Origin of the sequence: Flavobacterium crassostreae (genome assembly GCF_001831475.1) — a bacterium.
In the GTDB taxonomy this organism is placed as follows: domain Bacteria; phylum Bacteroidota; class Bacteroidia; order Flavobacteriales; family Flavobacteriaceae; genus Flavobacterium; species Flavobacterium crassostreae.
The window spans coordinates 674,454-691,153 of record NZ_CP017688.1 but is presented as its reverse complement, the minus strand read 5'-3'; the positions used below and the strand labels follow the sequence as shown (position 1 = coordinate 691,153).

14 protein-coding genes are annotated in these 16,700 nt (G+C 39.6%); 6 read left to right on the top strand and 8 right to left on the bottom strand.

Annotation, left to right across the window (positions count from 1 at the left end; translation table 11 throughout):
- Positions 1–94 precede the first annotated feature (94 nt).
- Both LB076_RS03085 and LB076_RS03080 read right to left on the bottom strand, forming a co-directional pair.
- Positions 95–1,876 carry a hypothetical protein gene (locus tag LB076_RS03085; protein WP_066335059.1) on the bottom strand — a complete coding sequence of 594 codons (1,782 nt, stop codon included), beginning with the start codon at positions 1,874–1,876 and terminating at the stop codon, positions 95–97.
- Positions 1,873–2,514, bottom strand: a complete 642-nt coding sequence (locus LB076_RS03080; protein ID WP_066335057.1) for a hypothetical protein — start codon at positions 2,512–2,514, stop codon at positions 1,873–1,875. Before LB076_RS03080 ends, LB076_RS03085 begins: the two co-directional genes overlap by 4 nt.
- 171 nt (positions 2,515–2,685) lie before the next feature.
- Here LB076_RS03080 and hemB point away from each other — a divergent pair, with 171 nt between their 5' ends.
- The 4 genes from hemB (at position 2,686) to LB076_RS03060 (ending at position 6,950) form a co-directional block, all read left to right on the top strand.
- Complete coding sequence (gene hemB / locus LB076_RS03075; protein WP_066335056.1) at positions 2,686–3,687, top strand: porphobilinogen synthase; 1,002 nt, start codon at positions 2,686–2,688, stop codon at positions 3,685–3,687.
- Between the two features lie 60 nt (positions 3,688–3,747).
- Positions 3,748–4,161, top strand: coding sequence for a c-type cytochrome (locus LB076_RS03070; RefSeq protein WP_066335053.1), 414 nt, complete (start codon positions 3,748–3,750; stop codon positions 4,159–4,161).
- A 335-nt stretch (positions 4,162–4,496) separates the two neighbouring features.
- On the top strand, positions 4,497–5,210 hold the full coding sequence (locus LB076_RS03065; RefSeq protein WP_066335048.1) for a 3'-5' exonuclease: 714 nt from the start codon (positions 4,497–4,499) through the stop codon (positions 5,208–5,210).
- Positions 5,211–5,258: 48 nt separating this feature from the next.
- Complete coding sequence (locus LB076_RS03060; protein ID WP_066335046.1) at positions 5,259–6,950, top strand: ABC transporter ATP-binding protein; 1,692 nt, start codon at positions 5,259–5,261, stop codon at positions 6,948–6,950.
- A 106-nt stretch (positions 6,951–7,056) separates the two neighbouring features.
- Here LB076_RS03060 and LB076_RS03055 read toward each other — a convergent pair whose 3' ends face one another.
- From LB076_RS03055 to trhO, 6 genes are all read right to left on the bottom strand, one after another.
- The gene (locus tag LB076_RS03055; protein WP_066335044.1) at positions 7,057–7,713 is read right to left on the bottom strand and encodes a 3-oxoacid CoA-transferase subunit B; all 657 of its coding nucleotides are present in this window, start codon (positions 7,711–7,713) and stop codon (positions 7,057–7,059) included.
- 70 nt (positions 7,714–7,783) lie between these two features.
- The gene (locus LB076_RS03050) at positions 7,784–8,482 is read right to left on the bottom strand and encodes a CoA transferase subunit A (RefSeq protein WP_066335041.1); all 699 of its coding nucleotides are present in this window, start codon (positions 8,480–8,482) and stop codon (positions 7,784–7,786) included.
- Between the two features lie 109 nt (positions 8,483–8,591).
- Positions 8,592–10,886, bottom strand: coding sequence for a penicillin-binding protein 1A (locus LB076_RS03045; RefSeq protein ID WP_066335039.1), 2,295 nt, complete (start codon positions 10,884–10,886; stop codon positions 8,592–8,594).
- Between the two features lie 6 nt (positions 10,887–10,892).
- Positions 10,893–11,372, bottom strand: a complete 480-nt coding sequence (locus LB076_RS03040; RefSeq protein ID WP_066335037.1) for a gliding motility lipoprotein GldH — start codon at positions 11,370–11,372, stop codon at positions 10,893–10,895.
- Positions 11,356–12,699, bottom strand: a complete 1,344-nt coding sequence (locus LB076_RS03035) for a PSP1 domain-containing protein (RefSeq protein ID WP_066335035.1) — start codon at positions 12,697–12,699, stop codon at positions 11,356–11,358. The genes LB076_RS03040 and LB076_RS03035 overlap by 17 nt, the downstream gene beginning before the upstream one ends.
- 183 nt (positions 12,700–12,882) lie before the next feature.
- Positions 12,883–14,259: an oxygen-dependent tRNA uridine(34) hydroxylase TrhO gene (gene trhO, locus LB076_RS03030; RefSeq protein ID WP_066335032.1), complete on the bottom strand. Its 1,377-nt coding sequence runs from the start codon at positions 14,257–14,259 to the stop codon at positions 12,883–12,885.
- Positions 14,260–14,513: 254 nt separating this feature from the next.
- Here trhO and LB076_RS03025 point away from each other — a divergent pair, with 254 nt between their 5' ends.
- Together LB076_RS03025 and LB076_RS03020 are read left to right on the top strand one after the other, a co-directional pair.
- Positions 14,514–15,950 carry an RHS repeat-associated core domain-containing protein gene (locus LB076_RS03025; RefSeq protein WP_078055287.1) on the top strand — a complete coding sequence of 479 codons (1,437 nt, stop codon included), beginning with the start codon at positions 14,514–14,516 and terminating at the stop codon, positions 15,948–15,950.
- Complete coding sequence (locus LB076_RS03020; protein WP_066335027.1) at positions 15,947–16,654, top strand: hypothetical protein; 708 nt, start codon at positions 15,947–15,949, stop codon at positions 16,652–16,654. Before LB076_RS03025 ends, LB076_RS03020 begins: the two co-directional genes overlap by 4 nt.
- Positions 16,655–16,700: the final 46 nt, after the last annotated feature.

Sequence of the window (16,700 nt, the reverse complement as noted above, 5' to 3'; positions counted from 1 at the left end):
ATTATACCCTTTAGACCAAATCCTTGCAACCTTAAAACACAAAAGCCTTAAATTTTCATTTAAGGCTTTTGTGTTGGTTTAAAAAAACTAATTTTTAGAGTTTTTCTAATACATCTAATACCTGCAGAAGCACATTCTTATCCGTACTGTTGGTATTAATTTTGGCGGTAAAACGCAATTTGTTATGGGGCATTTTTCTCGAAGAATACAAACGGATGTCTTTAAAGTTTTCTGTAAATAGATTTATCTCTTTAGTATTGGTTTGCAGATTAGTAGCTTCGGCATATTGCTTTGCTAAGGTGATAAAGTCTATTTTTCCCTGAAAATAATACTTTCTTAATTCTTTTTTCAACCCTTTTGTATAGCTGCTTTTTTTGCTTCCGCTAAAATATTCCATAGTATTGGCAATAACAACCACATCGTGGTCTTTGATTAGGAACAAATCCCCCATTTTTTCGGTGTTACGGATCTCATAATACCCATCCTGCTCTTCCAGCAGGTTTTTGCGTACCCCTAGTTGTAATAATTTGTCTCCAAAACTTGGGTGAGTTGAGGTAAAAATGGCTGCAAATAACGGAATGGATTTTGTACTTGTCTTCTGGGTTTCTATTTCTTCATAATTGGCATCGTATTGATAGGATGTTGTGGTAATCTCTCTGTTTTCAAAGTTGTACAAAAACAAGTTCAAATCTCCATCAAAGAGGGTAGCGGTAGCTTTTTCATCGACTATCGTAGAAATTAAATCCGTCACTAAAGCAACCTCTTGGCCCCATTGCGGTGTTTCTTTAAATAAATCGGAGGTAATTTTGGGCAGGTTTGCCAATGCCTCTTTAGTGTTAATACTATAATTCATAGAGGCCAACGGCTGGGTATTCGGAAAATAGCGATACGAATTTTTGTTGTTTTTTCGGTTAGTAATTTTCCGCATTATCTTGGCCATTTCTGGAGCATATTCAATTATCTCTTCCACTCTAGCATGGTCGTTTTCCAAATAAAAATCTACCTGCACCCCTTTAACCATACGCAGCATGGCAGATTCTTTAGAAAACAAGTTGTTGTTGCTCATTATTTTAGATAACGAATAAAAAGACCCTAAGCTAGTTAATGCCGCATTATAATCTATCCAAGTTGCTATAGCCGCCGAAGCATTTATTTTAGAAGATTTAGGAGCTACAAACCCATTTTTAAACCAAGCTTGCAAATCCTGTCTTTGTTGTACTATTTGCAGACTATCCCACTGTGCTTTGGCCAACAAAATCTCTGGAGCATACGGATCTTGGATTTGGTCTTCGAAGGTGTCTTCTGATGAAGGGGTTATCTCTATAGAATCTGCTTCTGTGTCAGGGTAGTTTTCTTCCAGCTCTTCCACTTTTTCAAAAACCTCTTCTGTTGCAGGATAAGCCCGGTCCGAATATTTTTTGGTTATTTTATAAATAACCATATACTTATCATCAAAAGCAATTGTTTGCCCTTGCTCTTTAGAGTGGTATAGGGCATAATCTCCAAAGTCTTCTATATTTGGAGCAGCGGTTTGGGAGCTGTCTTTGGCATGTAGTTGCAACAAAAAGGCCTGTACCTGTGCTTTGCTTTTTACAGGAATGGTAATTAAATAATACGGCTTTTGGTCTCTAAAACTGCCCTGCATGGTTATGTTTTTATCAAACAAGATCAAATCTGCATATTTCTGTAGGTTTTGATCGGGGTTTTTGGAGGCATAATTTGTAATAAATGGATGCTCAAAGAAAGCCTTTGGGGTTATTTTTTTAGACAATTCAGGACCATTGTATTGCACAAAATAATCGTAATTTTTTTCTGTAATTTGACTTTGCATTGTAGCGCATACCACCAGCATCAGGCGGATAAAAACATTTTTCATTTCTGTTGGGTTAGTTTAATTGTATTGTTCATCAAGCTAGATTTTTTAAGAACAGCATAGAGACTTTGTTTTAAAAAAGCAGTCTTTTTGTTGGCCGAAATTTTGCAACGGCTGTTGTTTACCGCCTCTATGGGAGTAGCAAAACTATAAATAGCGATCATGTTGGCTTTTTCTAAATCTTCTTTTTTGTTCGGATCATTAACCACTTTGTCCGGAATGGGATACGAGGCAATGCGTTCAAAAGTAGTGGCAGAACTGGTCTTAAAATGAATTCCAGTTTTTTGCTTATCCATACAATTGATCGCCTGGTTCAGAGCGGCAATATTTTTGTAATCTAATTGAATCACAAAAATATAATCGTCAAAGTTAGTTTTGGTCTCCACCCCCGAAATGCCTTCTATCTGTGCTGCTGCTTTTTTAAAGTCCTGCAGTTTTTTTATTATGGCTTGTTCATTAGGTATTTTCTCACCGTTTATTTCTTCCAAAAACATCGCAGATTTTACCCGTAACCACGACTGCGAAAAATCCACAACTAGCTTGTATGTACCACTTTGATCGCTGTGGTGTTGGATCCTTTCGGTAATTTCAAAACAACTCGTGAAGCAAAGGCATACTAATAAAATAAGAATTTTCTTCATTAAACAAAGTTAAGTTAAAAATACACGTATGCAATTGATCCTTTAAAATCTTGAAAATAATTTTAAAAACAACACAATCTAAAGCTTCTTTTTATATTTTAATTATCTTTGTAGCCATCTTATTTCCTGTATTCTTTAAGGATTTTTAACTGATTTAAAACCACATCCAATATGTTCCCATTACACCGAGGCCGAAGATTAAGAACCAATGAATCCGTTAGAAGTTTAGTACGCGAAACCACCCTAAGTCCATCAGACTTTATGTTCCCGATGTTTATTACCGAAGGAGAAAACGTACAAATAGAAATTGCTTCCATGCCCGGAATCTTTCGTAGATCCATAGATTTAACCCTACTCGAAATACACGAAGTTTATGCCTTAGGCATTCGTGCCGTTAACCTGTATGTAAAAGTGAGCGAAGACCTCAAAGACAATACCGGAAAAGAAGCCTGGAACCCCAACGGCCTGATGCAAAACGCCATTAGAGCCATCAAAAAAGCCTGTCCAGAAATGGTAGTAATGCCAGATGTAGCCCTAGATCCCTATTCTATTTACGGCCATGACGGCATTATAGCCAATGCAGACGTAGCCAATGACAGTACCAATGATGCTTTAGTAAAAATGGCCATTTCTCACGCAGAAGCAGGCGCAGATTTTGTCGCCCCGTCGGACATGATGGACGGAAGAGTTTTACGCTTGCGCCAAGGGTTGGACGCTGCAGGTTTTCACAATGTAGGGATCATGAGCTATTCGGCCAAATACGCTTCGGCATTTTATGGCCCTTTTAGAGACGCACTAGACAGCGCACCCAGAGCCGCCGACGTGGTAGTGCCCAAAGACAAAAAAACCTATCAAATGGATTATGCCAACCGCCTAGAAGCCATCAAAGAAGCCCTCTGGGACGTAGAAGAAGGCGCAGACATGGTAATGGTCAAACCCGGAATAGCCTACCTAGACATCGTACGCGAGGTCAAAAACGCCGTAAACGTACCAGTAACCGTCTACCACGTATCGGGAGAGTATGCCATGATCAAAGCCGCCGCCCAAAGAGGTTGGCTAGACAACAACGCCATCATGATGGAACAATTAATGTGCATCAAAAGAGCAGGAGCCAGCCTGATTTCGACCTATTTTGCCAAAGAAGCCGCCCAAGTACTAAACCAACAAAACTGATAAATATCATTTTACAAGCGCCAAAATAAAGGTAAATTTGAGAATAAATACTTCCAAATCATGAAAAAAATACTCTTTATCACCATCGCACTCCTAGCATTAGGATGCAAAAACAGTCAAAAAGAAGCAGAACCCTTCGGTGCGCCTCAAACCACCCAAGCCAACCCCTCCGAAGGCATGCCAGCCCAAGAACAAACCCCCGAAGCATTAGGGCAAACCCTCTTTAACGGAAAAGGAAACTGCGCCACCTGCCACAAAGTAGACGTCAAAACCATCGGGCCCAGCCTGCAAGAAATTGCCAAAATCTACAAAGAAAAAAGCGGCAACATAGTTACCTTTCTAAAAGGCGAAGGCCAACCCCTTGTAGATCCAAGCCAATACGAAGTAATGAAAGCCAATTTTGCCCTTACCAAAACCATGTCCGATCAAGAATTAAAAGGATTAGAGGCCTACATATACAGTACCTTACAATAAAGTTGCATACCAAAGCAAAAAAGATACACCAAAGCGCTAAGGAGCTATTTCCTGCTGTACACTATATCTTTACTTGCCTAAAGAAGGCAAGCAAAGGATGCCGTTACCATCAGGGCTAGAAAACCCCAAACCGCAACAACATTCCAAACGACCAAAGAGCAATGCTTTTTAGGTCGTTTTTGTTTAGCAACAGCCCCAGCCAATAAACCCAAAACACCTAAAATACCCGTACCAAAACCCCGCCAACCCATTCAAAATAGTTATATTCGTAATCGCTTGTGCAACCCACACCAACTATTCAATAGGTACAAAAGACCAACCAAACTAGCCACACGATGATCCAAAAAATCCATCTCAATAACATTCTGTTTCTAGACATAGAAACCGTTCCCCAAACCGCTAATTTTGACAGCCTAGACCCCGAAATGAAAACCTTATGGGAACACAAAACCCAATACCAACGCAAAGACAACTACACCCCCGAAGAATTTTATGATCGTGCCGGAATCTGGGCAGAGTTTGGCAAAATAATTTGCATCTCCGTGGGTTACTTTGCCAACAAAACAACCAGCCGCAACTTTAGAGTAACCTCTTTCACCGGAGACGAAGCCATTATTCTAAAAGACTTCAATAACTTACTAAACAAGCATTTTGACCAAGAACAACACCTATTGTGCGGCCATAATGCCAAAGAATTTGACTTTCCGTTTCTGGCCAGACGCATGGTGATACATCAAATACCTATTCCCGAAAAACTCCAACTCTTTGGCAAAAAACCATGGGAAATCCAGCACTTAGACACTTTAGAATTGTGGAAATTCGGAGATTACAAACACTACACCTCTCTGACTCTCCTGTGCAAAATACTCCAAATCCCCTCGCCCAAAACCGATATAGATGGCAGTCAAGTAGGGCAGGTGTATTATGTAGAAAAAGACCTAGACCGAATTGTAGCCTATTGTGAGAAAGACACCATTGCCGTAGCACAAATAGTTCTTCGGTTGCGCTACGAAGAGCTGTTATCAGAAACAGAAATTAGTCACGTTTAATTGCTAAAGAGGTATTAATTTTAGCGCTTAAATAATTACTTTTACCCCATGAAAGAGCAATTACTATCTATCCAAAATCTAGAAATCTCCTTTAAAAAAGAAGGCAGCTACACCCCAGTGATCCACAATATTAGTTACCACCTAAACACCAACGAAATTTTAGGCATTGTAGGAGAATCTGGCTCAGGCAAGTCCGTATCTTCTTTGGCCATAATGGGATTGTTGCCCGCAAAAAGTGCCAAAATATCCCAAGGAGCCATTTTTTTGGATGGAGTAAATATGGCAGCATTATCAGGCAAACAACTACAAAAAGTTAGAGGTAAAGACATTGCCATGATCTTTCAAGAACCCATGAGTTCTTTAAATCCCTCTTTAAAATGTGGTTTTCAGGTGCAAGAAATACTCCTGCAGCATACCAACCTATCCCGATCGGACACAAAAGCTAGAACCCTTTCTCTTTTTGAAAAAGTAAAACTGCCCGATCCAGCACTTATTTTTGACAAATACCCCCACGAAATATCGGGTGGCCAAAAACAACGCGTCATGATTGCTATGGCCATTGCCTGTAATCCCAAATTGTTAATTGCAGATGAGCCCACCACAGCCCTAGACGTTACGGTGCAAAAAGAAATCATACACCTATTGAAAGACATCCAACAAGAAACCGGTATGAGCATCTTGTTCATTTCGCATGATTTGTCTTTAATTTCAGAAATTGCACACCGGGTTTTAGTGATGTACCAAGGACAAATTGTAGAACAAGGAGCGGTAAAACAAATATTCAAAAACCCCATCCACAATTACACCAAAGCCCTAATTGCCTCGCGTCCGTCTTTGGAGGTGCGTTTAAAACGGTTGCCTACCATTCAGGATTTTTTGAACAATACGCTTCAAAGCCAGATTGTTACAGCCCAGGATAGAGCCCAATTTCATAAAAAAATATACAGTCAAAAACCCATTCTAGAACTCTTTAATGTTGAAAAAGAATATTGGTCCACCGCCGGTTTTTTTGGAAAAAAAACCAGTTTTAAAGCAGTCAACCAAATCAGTTTTGCCTTATACGAAGGAGAAACTTTAGGTTTGGTAGGGGAGAGCGGTTGTGGCAAATCTACCCTAGGAAATGCTATTTTGCAGTTAGATAAAGCCACTGCCGGAACAATTTTGTACCGAGGCCGAGACATTACCAAACTAAGCAAGCGTGCTACTAAAGATTTGCGAAAAGAAATTCAGATTATTTTTCAAGATCCATACTCGTCCTTAAACCCTCGCATACCGATTGGTAAGGCTATTATGGAACCCATGCAAGTGCACGGACTGTACAAAAATGATAAAGAAAGAAAAGAAAAAACGATCGAAATTTTAGAAAAAGTAGGCCTAAATAGCAGTTATTTTGACCGTTATCCTCATGAATTTTCGGGTGGTCAAAGACAGCGTATCGGTATCGCGAGAACCATTGCTTTACAGCCAAAGTTAATTGTTTGTGACGAATCGGTTTCGGCATTGGATATTTCGGTACAAGCGCAGGTTTTAAATCTTTTAAATGAGTTAAAAGAGAATTTTGGTTTTACGTACATTTTTATTTCCCATGATCTAGCCGTTGTAAAGTATATGAGTGATCAGGTATTGGTCATGAATAAGGGCAAAATGGAAGAAATTGCGGATGCAGATGCATTGTATGCCAATCCAGGCACGCCATACACCAAACGACTCCTTGAAGCCATACCCAATGGAGATGTTTAAGGTGCCGTAGCGTTTTATATAGTTGCTCAAAAAGACTCGGACATTTGCTAGCCACCCTTTGGTATAAAATTTAAAAGGGAATTAAAAAGGGATAGAAACCGAAATGTTACTCTATTTGCATCTCAGGGATGTCTCCTTCAATAAGCAAAGGTGCTTGTGTAGCGGCTATAATATGCTCTACCGAGATTCCTGGGGCACGCTCCAGGAGCTTAAAGCCTTTGGGGGTTACTTCGAGTACGGCCAATTCTGTGACTACTTTTTTGACGCAGCCTACTCCGGTTAATGGCAGTGTACATTTTTTAAGTATCTTGGATTCGCCTTTTTTGTTTACGTGCATCATGGCCACTATAATGTTTTCTGCGGAGGCTACTAGATCCATTGCGCCTCCCATACCTTTGACCATTTTTCCGGGTATTTTCCAGTTTGCGATGTCTCCGTTTTCGGATACTTCCATGGCTCCCAGAATTGTCAGGTCTACTTTTTGGGACCGAATCATTCCAAAACTCATTGCCGAATCAAAGAACGATGCGCCCGGTAGGGCGGTTATGGTTTGTTTTCCGGCGTTTATTAGATCGGCATCTTCTTGGCCATCCAACGGAAATGGGCCCATGCCCAAAACGCCATTTTCACTCTGAAACTCTACGGCTATATCCGTACGGACATAATTGGCTACTAATGTTGGAATGCCTATTCCTAGGTTTACATAATAACCGTCTTTTACTTCTTGGGCTATTCGTTTTGCAATTTCTTCTTTTCCTAACATATAGTTGTATTTTATGGGTAGTAAATTTGGGCTTATAGAATGTTTTAGGGCTGGGCAGCCAAATGCTGCGTTATTTTTTTTGGACGGTTCGTTGTTCTATTCTTTTTTCAAATTTTTGTCCCTGAAAGATGCGTTGTACCATAATTCCGGGGATGTGAATTTCGTTTGGGTTTAAGGAGCCTATGGGTAGGAGTTGTTCTACTTCGGCTATGGTGATTTTTGCGGCACCTGCCATACAGGCGTTAAAGTTGCGGGCGGTTCCTTTAAAGATTAGGTTTCCGGCTTCGTCTCCTTTCCAAGCTTTGACTATTGCAAAGTCAGCTTGGTAGGCTAGTTCCATAAGGTGCATTTTGCCATTAAATTCTCGTGCTTCTTTGTCTTTGGCTACTTCGGTGCCGTATCCTGCGGGGGTATAAAATGCCGGAATGCCTGCTTGTGCTGCACGACATTTTTCGGCTAGTGTGCCTTGTGGGGTGAGTTCTACCTCTAGTTCTCCACTGAGCATTTGGCGTTCAAATTCGGCATTTTCTCCTACGTAGGATGAAATCATTTTTTGAATTTGGTGTTTTTGTAGTAGCAAGCCGAGTCCAAAGTTATCTACGCCTGCGTTGTTGGAAATGCAGGTGAGGTTTTTGGTTTCTTTGTTTACTAGTTCTGCAATTGCATTCTCTGGTATGCCACACAATCCGAAACCTCCTAGCATTATGGTCATCCCATCGTGTACTCCTTGGAGTGCTTCTTGTACGGTGTTTACTTTTTTGTTAATCATAAAATGGCGTATTTAGTGTGGTTTTTAGCCCAGATAGTAGCGGCATCCTTTGTGGCGGGGGTTCCGCCACAAAGATATAGCGTATAGCTGGAAGGAGCTCCGAGTTGGTCTAAAATTCAAACTCTTCTGTGTCTTGTACTGCCGTGGTATCTTTTGTTTTGGGGGCGGTGTAGCAGTCTACTTTTACGGAAAGATTTGCGGGTCTTTCAAATTCTGACTTGGAGACTTTTAGTTCTGGATCTGCATAGCATAGTTTCATGAAATAGGCCCAAACGGGTAGGGCTGCGGTGGCTCCTTGTCCGTAGGTGATGCTCTTGAATCGGGCGGATCGGTCTTCACAACCTACCCAAACTCCGGTTACTAGGTTGGGTACCATGCCCATAAACCAGCCGTCGGATTGGTTTTGGGTGGTTCCGGTTTTGCCTGCAATTGGATTGGTGAATTGGTAGGGGTATCCGGTAATTCGGTTGTATCCATATCCGCCGCCTTGGGTTCTTAATCGGTTTCCGGATCCGCCTTCGGTTACTCCTTCTAATAATTTGATGATGGCAAAGGCGATGTCTTTGTTCAGGACATCGTGGGATTCTGGGATGGGCTCGTAGATTATGAGTCCGCTTTTGTCTTCGATTCGGTTTAGAAATTGGGGTTTGGTGTAGACTCCTTGGTTGGCAAAGGTGCTGTAGGCGGCTACCATGTCTTCTACGGTAATGTCTACGGCTCCAAGTGCAATGGAGGGTTGTAAGGGGATTTCGGACTTGATGCCTAATTTATGGGTTAGTTTTACTACGGCTTCGGGGCCTACTTTGTCCATTAGTTTTGCCGATACGGTATTGATGGAGTTGGCTAAGGCTTTTTTGAGCGTTATCATTCCGGTGTATTTGTTGTTGGAATTGCGTGGGGTCCAGGTGGCTGTTACGTGATGGCGCCCTACGGGTATGGTGTAGGGTGCGTCAATGATGGAGTCACATGGAGACATGTTTAGCTGTTCTATTGCGGTGGCATAAACAAAGGGTTTGAAGGTGGAGCCTACTTGTCTGGCGCCTTGGCCTACGTGATCGTACTGAAAGTATTTGTAGTTGATACCTCCAACCCAAGCTTTGATGGTGCCGGTTTGTGGCTCCATGGCCATTAGACCGGATTGCAAAAAGTGTTTGTAATAGCGGATGGAGTCTATTGGGGTCATTAGGGTGTCTTTTTCTCCTTTCCAGGTAAAAACGGTCATTTTGGTTTTTACGTGAAAGGATTTTACGATTTCTTCGTCACTTTTTTCTAAGGATTTCAGAACCGCCCAACGGTTAGAAGATTTCATGGCTTGGGTCAAGATGCGCTGGGTTTCTTGATCCGAAATGTTTACAAAGGGTGCGTTTTTGTTTTTCTTGGCTTGTATAAAAAATTCCTCTTGTAGGTTGGCCATGTGTGCTGCTACGGCTTCTTCGGCGTGTAGTTGCATTCTGGAGTCTATGGTGGTGTATATTTTTAGGCCGTCTTTATAGATGTCATAGTCTGTGCCGTCTGGTTTTTTGTTTTCTTCGGCCCATTTTTTCATGTATTCTCGCAAATACTCTCTGAAATAGGTGGCGGTTCCTTCTCTATGGCTTTCTAATTTGAATTTTAGTGCAATAGGTAGGTTTTGGAGTTTTTCTTTTTGATCCTTAGAGATCATGTGGCCTTTTTCCATTTGGGCCAGAACTACGTTTCGGCGGTTTTTTACGCCTTGTGGGTTTCTAACGGGGTTGTATAGTGTTGAATTTTTGAACATTCCGACCAATATTGCAGACTCGTCTATGGTTAGATCTTTGGGTTCTTTGGAAAAATAGGTTTGTGCAGCAGAGCTGACACCTACGGAGAAGTTTCCAAAATCATATACGTTACAGTACATGGTTAGTATTTCGTTTTTGGTGTATTGTCGCTCTAATCGGATGGCTATAATCCATTCTTTTATTTTTTGTACAATTCTAAATGGCAGAAACTTGGAGCCTTCGCCATGAAATAATTGTTTGGCTAGCTGTTGGGTTAGGGTACTGGCTCCACCGCTGGTTCCTAAACTTGCAACGGCTCTTATGGTTCCTCTGGCGTCAATACCGGAGTGTTGGTAGAAACGTTCGTCTTCGGTGGCTACTAAGGCGTCGATAAAGTTTTTGGGAAGGTCAGAATATTTTAGTTGGGATCGGTTTTTTTGAAAATATTTACCAATCACGACTCCATCGGACGAAATAATTTCGGTGGCTAGATTGGAGTCTGGGTTTTCTAAATCTTCAAAGGAGGGCATGGAACCAAATAGCCCCCAGGAGGCAAATAGAAAAAATAAAATTACTGCGGTTAGACCGTACAAGAAAATTTTCCAAAAGGTTTTGGTATAGTTCTTAAAACTGCTGTTGTTTGGAGTGTTTTTTTTAGCTGCCATGTCTTGTTATTCTATGTTTTCTATTCGTAAACCTACTTCTGTAACGCCTTCTAGGGCAGTTACGCCAGGTATTTTGCCTGTTTCTCTTACGGCTTGCTGGATATTGACTTTGTATTTTCCTCTAAAACGCACGTTGTTTTTGTAGACTAATTTACTCTCTTTGATATCTGTAAATCCGTTGCCCAATAGGCTGCCATCTGCCGCTGCCATTTGGTACTCTAGGGTGTCTACTTTGGTGTATCCATTTGGTTTTTCTAGAGACGCAATTAAAAACAGGTTGTTAAAAGGATAGTTGTTGTTGTTCCTGATGGTGATAAATAAGTGGTATCTTTTGGTAGAATCTAATTCGGGTAAATTAAAAGAAAGCACACTGTCTTTGTGCCACGCACTTCCTACGGATTGGTACTGATCAAATACTCTTTTTTTATCACAAGAAAAAAAGAGTACTGCCATCAGAAGAACTAAAATACTATTTTTTAGCGTCATTTTTTTTAATAATTATTGGTTTTCTGGCTGGTGCTGCCGGGTTATTTGCGGCATTGTTTGCGGCAGGTTTTCTGGCCTCTGGATTGGTTGGTTTTTTGCGAATTGGTCTTTTGTTGCCAGAAGGTGCTTTGTTCTCAATAGGTCTTTTGTTCTCTATTGGTTTTCTAGAATTGGGTACAATGGCATTTTCGGATGCTTTTTTGGTGGGTTTTCGGCTAGGTCTTCGGCCTTTTTTGGGCTGGTCAAAACGCGTTAAACTCTCTTGCCCCATGGCGTTATTAAAGTCTTTGGTTGCTTCTGGAATGATTTCTATAGCATAGTCTTCTAGAGCAGATACTTTGTTCTTTAATTTATTTTCGGCAATGATTTCTTTTACCTTGTCAATTTTTAGGATGTGCCAATTGGCAAAATTATTGGTATAGGCAAACCACATTAGCCCTTTAAAGATATCTTGTTTTTGACAAATAGCGTCTCCTTTTTCGGTGACTAATTTGGTTTCAAAATCCGGAAAACCTTTTAAAGCATCCATGTAGGTGTCTAATTCGTAGTTCAAGCAGCATTTTAATTTGCCGCATTGTCCTGCTAACTTTTGAGGGTTTAGAGAGAGTTGTTGGTAGCGTGCTGCAGAGGTGTTGACGCTTCTAAAATCGGTTAGCCAAGTAGAGCAACAAAGTTCTCTACCACAGGATCCAATACCGCCCAAACGAGCAGCTTCTTGACGGAAACCTACTTGTTTCATCTCTACGCGGGTACTAAACTCTTTGGCAAAATCCTTGATTAACATTCTAAAGTCTACCCGATCATTGGCCGTATAATAAAAGGTAGCCTTAGATCCATCTCCTTGAAATTCAATATCGGATATTTTCATTTCTAATTTGTGCGCAATAGCCAATTCTCTGGCCCGAACTTTCATTGGTTCTTCTTTATCGCGTGCTGTGGACCAAATGTCAATATCTTTTTGGGATGCTTTACGGTATATTTTTGGAATTTCGTTGCCTTTATAATTGGCTCCTTTTTTCTTCATTTGGATTTTTACCAACTCCCCGGTAAGGGTTACAATACCAATATCATGACCCGGCGAAGCCACTGTGGCTACAATATCTCCGATAGATAAGGTTAGTTTTTCGGAGTTACGATAAAACTCTTTTCTTCCATTTTTAAAACGTACCTCTACGCAATCAAAAGGAGCTTCTCCGTTAGGTAAACTAATATTAGCCAGCCAATCAAAAACAGTTAATTTGTTGCAGCTATCCGTGCCGCAAGTTCCATTATTTTTACAACCCTTAGGTGCGCCACCATCCGAAGTTGAACAACTTGTACATGCCATAATTTTATATGTAGTGTTGTGACTAGCACAACTTAAGTTCTTAAAACGATTAATGTGTAAAGATAGTATTTTTTAAGGTTAAGTTGCAAAACTTACCAACTACATGGATGTAAGTATATTATACCAAAAATGCCTGTTTGTAACTACTACAAACAAGCATTTTAAAATAGAACGGCTTGGGTTTTAATCCAAAACCTTATATAATTTATCCGATAATCGAATTCTAAAAGGCAATTTAAAAGTACAAATATCCTCCGCAACGGCCTTAGTTGCTTTTGCGTCATTTACTTGCATATCCGTAATTACCAATTGTTGCTCTCCAGTAGTGGATCCTTTAATCAAAATCGTGTCGCCAACTTTAATTTCATTTTCTTCAATTGCAAATTGACCAATGCTGGATTTTGGATAAAAGTGCGTGCCTCTACCTATGTATTGTTTTTTTATTTTTGGTATTTTTTTTGCCAATGCCTTGGATTTGGTCAAATCTGCCAAATTAGGAACAGCTGCCAAAGGATCTTGGTTGGCTGCTCTGTTTTTGAAAGTCAATACCTCCGATTTTCCTTTTTTGAAAATTTTATTTCCGTTTTTAATCCCTCTTCTAATTGCTTTTTGCTCCTCTTCAGGCAAATGAATCACATCCACACAAGCCGCAGAACAACAGCCCTGCATGGCTTGAGCACATTCTTCGCATTGAATAAACAACAAATGACAGCCTTCGTTGATGCAATTGGTATGCACATCACAAGGTTTTCCGCATTGGTGGCATTGGGAAACAATATCGTCCGTGATCCTTTCGCCTAAGCGGTGGTCAAATACAAAGTTTTTACCTATAAATTTGCTCTCTAATTTTTCCTCTTTAATCTGTTTGGCATAATTGATAATTCCGCCTTCAAGCTGGAACACCTTTTTAAAGCCTTGGTGTTTAAAGTATGCCGAAGCTTTCTCACAACGGATTCCTCCGGTGCAATACATCACTAAGTTTTTATCTTCTTTAAAATTTTGTAATTGCTCGTTGATAATCGGCAACGATTCTCTAAAAGTATCCACATCAGGAGTAATTGCGCCTTTAAAATAGCCAATTTCACTCTCATAATGGTTTCTAAAATCTACTACAATAGTATTTGGATCGTCCAATATTTCGTTAAATTCTTTCGCCTTTAAGTGCACCCCAATATTGGTTACATCAAAAGTTGCATCATTCAAACCATCTGCAACAATCTTGTCACGTACTTTAATGGTCAGCTTTAAGAACGAATGATCGTCTTGCTCTACAGCAATATTCAATCGCATGCCTTGCATGAAATCATACTTTTCAATAGTGTCTTTAAAAGCATAGAAATTATCTGCGGGTAGCGATAACTGCGCATTAATCCCCTCGGAGGCTACATATATTCGACCAAGAACCACCAGCGGATCCCAAGCACGGAATAAATCATTTCTAAATTGAGTTGGATCTGAGATTTGCGCATAAGCATAGAAAGACAAAGTAAGCCTTTGTTTTCCGGCATCATCAATCATGATGGCTCTTTCTTCTGCGCTTAAAGTGTTATACAGTTGCATGCTATAAACGGTTTAAGGGTGAAAAATTATTGCCCCAAAAGTACGCAAAAGTTTTAGAGCAGCAAAGTTTAGGAGCTATTTCCAGCTGTACACTCTATCTGTTGTGCCAAACCCTGGCACAACAGGATGCCGTTTCCATCTGGGCTAGGGTTTTTGAGGTGTAAAGAAATTTGTTTTTTTGGCAAAGAAGGAATCTAACAACTCAAAAAATATAAATTTCTTTCCATTTTATTTATTGTTGCAAAGCTAGATAAATACGCCAGAACGATGGATACAGTGCGCCTATTGTATTAAAAAGCGATGGAACTACACAAAATTATTTATATTTACACAGAGATTACCAAGGATCAATTGTTGCTGTAAGTGATCAAACAGGAAAAGTAGTAGAAAAGCGCTTATTTGATGCTTGGGGAACTATTGTAAAAGTACAAGACGGTGCTGGCAATATACTAGCAGGCCTAACGATTTTAGACCGAGGTTATACAGGGCATGAGCATTTGCAAAGCGTAGGACTCATACATATGAACGGACGTTTGTACGATGGCAAATTGCATCGTTTCTTGCAACCCGACAATTATGTTCAAGAGCCTTATAATACTCAAAACTACAACAAGTACGGGTATTGTTGGAATAACCCACTTAAGTATACAGATCCCAGTGGTGAAATTGTTTTCTTGGCCGCTGTAGGGATTGGTGCAGCAGTAGCGGCATTAACTTATACTTTGACTGCGGCATTAAGCGATGTGCCCTTTAGTGTTGGAGGTTTAGCAAAAGCTACCTTTATAGGAGCAGCAAGTGCTGCGGTAACCTTTGGTATTGGTACAGGGGCAGAAAATTTGTTCTCGAACTTCTTTTCTAGAGCTGCATTTCAGGCAGCTGCACACGGCACTTTTCAGGGAAGCATGACAGCAATTTCTGGGGGTAAATTTTGGAGTGGTTTTGCAGCGGGCGCCTTAAGTAGTATCGCTAGTAGTGTTTGGAGTGGAGGCCCAAGTGTTGATGAGAATGGAAGCAGTATTCCTAATACTGGTATGAAAGGTATAGGTTCAGGAACAGGTAGTGCTGGTATGATCGCTTTTGGTACAGTTTCTGGTGGTGTGGGTGCTCGACTTACTGGTGGTAATTTTTGGCAGGGAGCAGTAACTGGTTTGGTGGTTAGTGGGCTGAATCACGCGATGCATAAAATAGACCAAAGACGCACTCTTTTATCAAGATTTAAGAACAAAGCTCTTGCATTTCAAAAAGCAGATGTATCTGATGCGGGTATTGCCAAATTACATCAAAATGTTGATGGATTGGCGGAAGGCTATGAAGCTGGAAATTCTCCAACACACTCATATGGTTTAGAAGGAAATGAGTATGTCGCTATTACAGAAAATGGTAATGTGGATTTAAACAAAGGGCTGTTGTCATCTAAAAATAATCTTTATTTTGCAGGAGTTTTATTTCACGAATATAGACACGCATTTCAATATTTCGCACCATATACTGTAGGAGGTAAAAGATACGATAATCGTTATGAAGCTTGGGGAAAACTTTACGGCGATGGATATCGTGGTGAAGGCGGAAAATGGTATATGATGGAATTAGATGCTTATTCTGCACAATATCGTTTTGGAGATAATCAGCCTTATGTTTTGTCAAGAATGAATCAAAATTATCACAATATGTTAAACTTTTGGGCAAAATGAGAAAAACAGCACTAATAATTATTGTTTTATCTGCTTTACCACTTTTTATAAGATGTAATAAAACCGATAAAAAAAACGATTTAGAACTATCGTTATTGAATGAAAATATTGTTAGTTATTCTAAAAATAGTGATAAAGATTCAATAAACATAGTTAAGTACAGTTTAAAGAATAATTCTAACGAGATATTTTTTATAAATAATTTAACTGAGCAAGATCTTTTATCAAAGACAGCAGTTTACAAAAATGGAGTTAATTTACGTATTTATGATGATAAAAATATTGAATCCAAATATGAGATAAAGAGATACAGGCATCAAGATTTAGAAACTGAAAAAGGTATAAATTTTATGTTTGAAGATTTTAATGTAAACGAGAGTAGATTAAGGAATAAGACTAATCTAAAATATTTTGGATTGTATGAAAGAAATAATATTTTCTTTATCCATCCTAATGAAACTATCTTTTTTTATTATACTATTAATTTAAACAAACCTATAAATTTTGATGCAGTAAGGCAGGGATATGTAAGTTTAGATTCTAATAAAAAGTACTACTCTAAATTATCAATTGCAAGTGATTCTTCTAACTACAAAAATGTTTTGCCAAATGATATTTTAAAGACTATTGAAGCAAATAATGTAAAAGTTTACAATGGTATTATTGAAAGTAAAAACAAAGTTCCAATCAAGATTTTGGAGTAACGTATGACAATTAATATTAGTTGTTAGTGGGCTCAATCACTCGATG

Coding starts and splice junctions, on each gene's coding strand:
- LB076_RS03085 (WP_066335059.1), bottom strand. CDS start 1,876: ATGAAAAATGTTTTTATCCGCCTGATGCTGGTGGTATGCGCTACAATG.
- LB076_RS03080 (WP_066335057.1), bottom strand. CDS start 2,514: ATGAAGAAAATTCTTATTTTATTAGTATGCCTTTGCTTCACGAGTTGT.
- hemB (WP_066335056.1), top strand. CDS start 2,686: ATGTTCCCATTACACCGAGGCCGAAGATTAAGAACCAATGAATCCGTT.
- LB076_RS03070 (WP_066335053.1), top strand. CDS start 3,748: ATGAAAAAAATACTCTTTATCACCATCGCACTCCTAGCATTAGGATGC.
- LB076_RS03065 (WP_066335048.1), top strand. CDS start 4,497: ATGATCCAAAAAATCCATCTCAATAACATTCTGTTTCTAGACATAGAA.
- LB076_RS03060 (WP_066335046.1), top strand. CDS start 5,259: ATGAAAGAGCAATTACTATCTATCCAAAATCTAGAAATCTCCTTTAAA.
- LB076_RS03055 (WP_066335044.1), bottom strand. CDS start 7,713: ATGTTAGGAAAAGAAGAAATTGCAAAACGAATAGCCCAAGAAGTAAAA.
- LB076_RS03050 (WP_066335041.1), bottom strand. CDS start 8,482: ATGATTAACAAAAAAGTAAACACCGTACAAGAAGCACTCCAAGGAGTA.
- LB076_RS03045 (WP_066335039.1), bottom strand. CDS start 10,886: ATGGCAGCTAAAAAAAACACTCCAAACAACAGCAGTTTTAAGAACTAT.
- LB076_RS03040 (WP_066335037.1), bottom strand. CDS start 11,372: ATGACGCTAAAAAATAGTATTTTAGTTCTTCTGATGGCAGTACTCTTT.
- LB076_RS03035 (WP_066335035.1), bottom strand. CDS start 12,699: ATGGCATGTACAAGTTGTTCAACTTCGGATGGTGGCGCACCTAAGGGT.
- trhO (WP_066335032.1), bottom strand. CDS start 14,259: ATGCAACTGTATAACACTTTAAGCGCAGAAGAAAGAGCCATCATGATT.
- LB076_RS03020 (WP_066335027.1), top strand. CDS start 15,947: ATGAGAAAAACAGCACTAATAATTATTGTTTTATCTGCTTTACCACTT.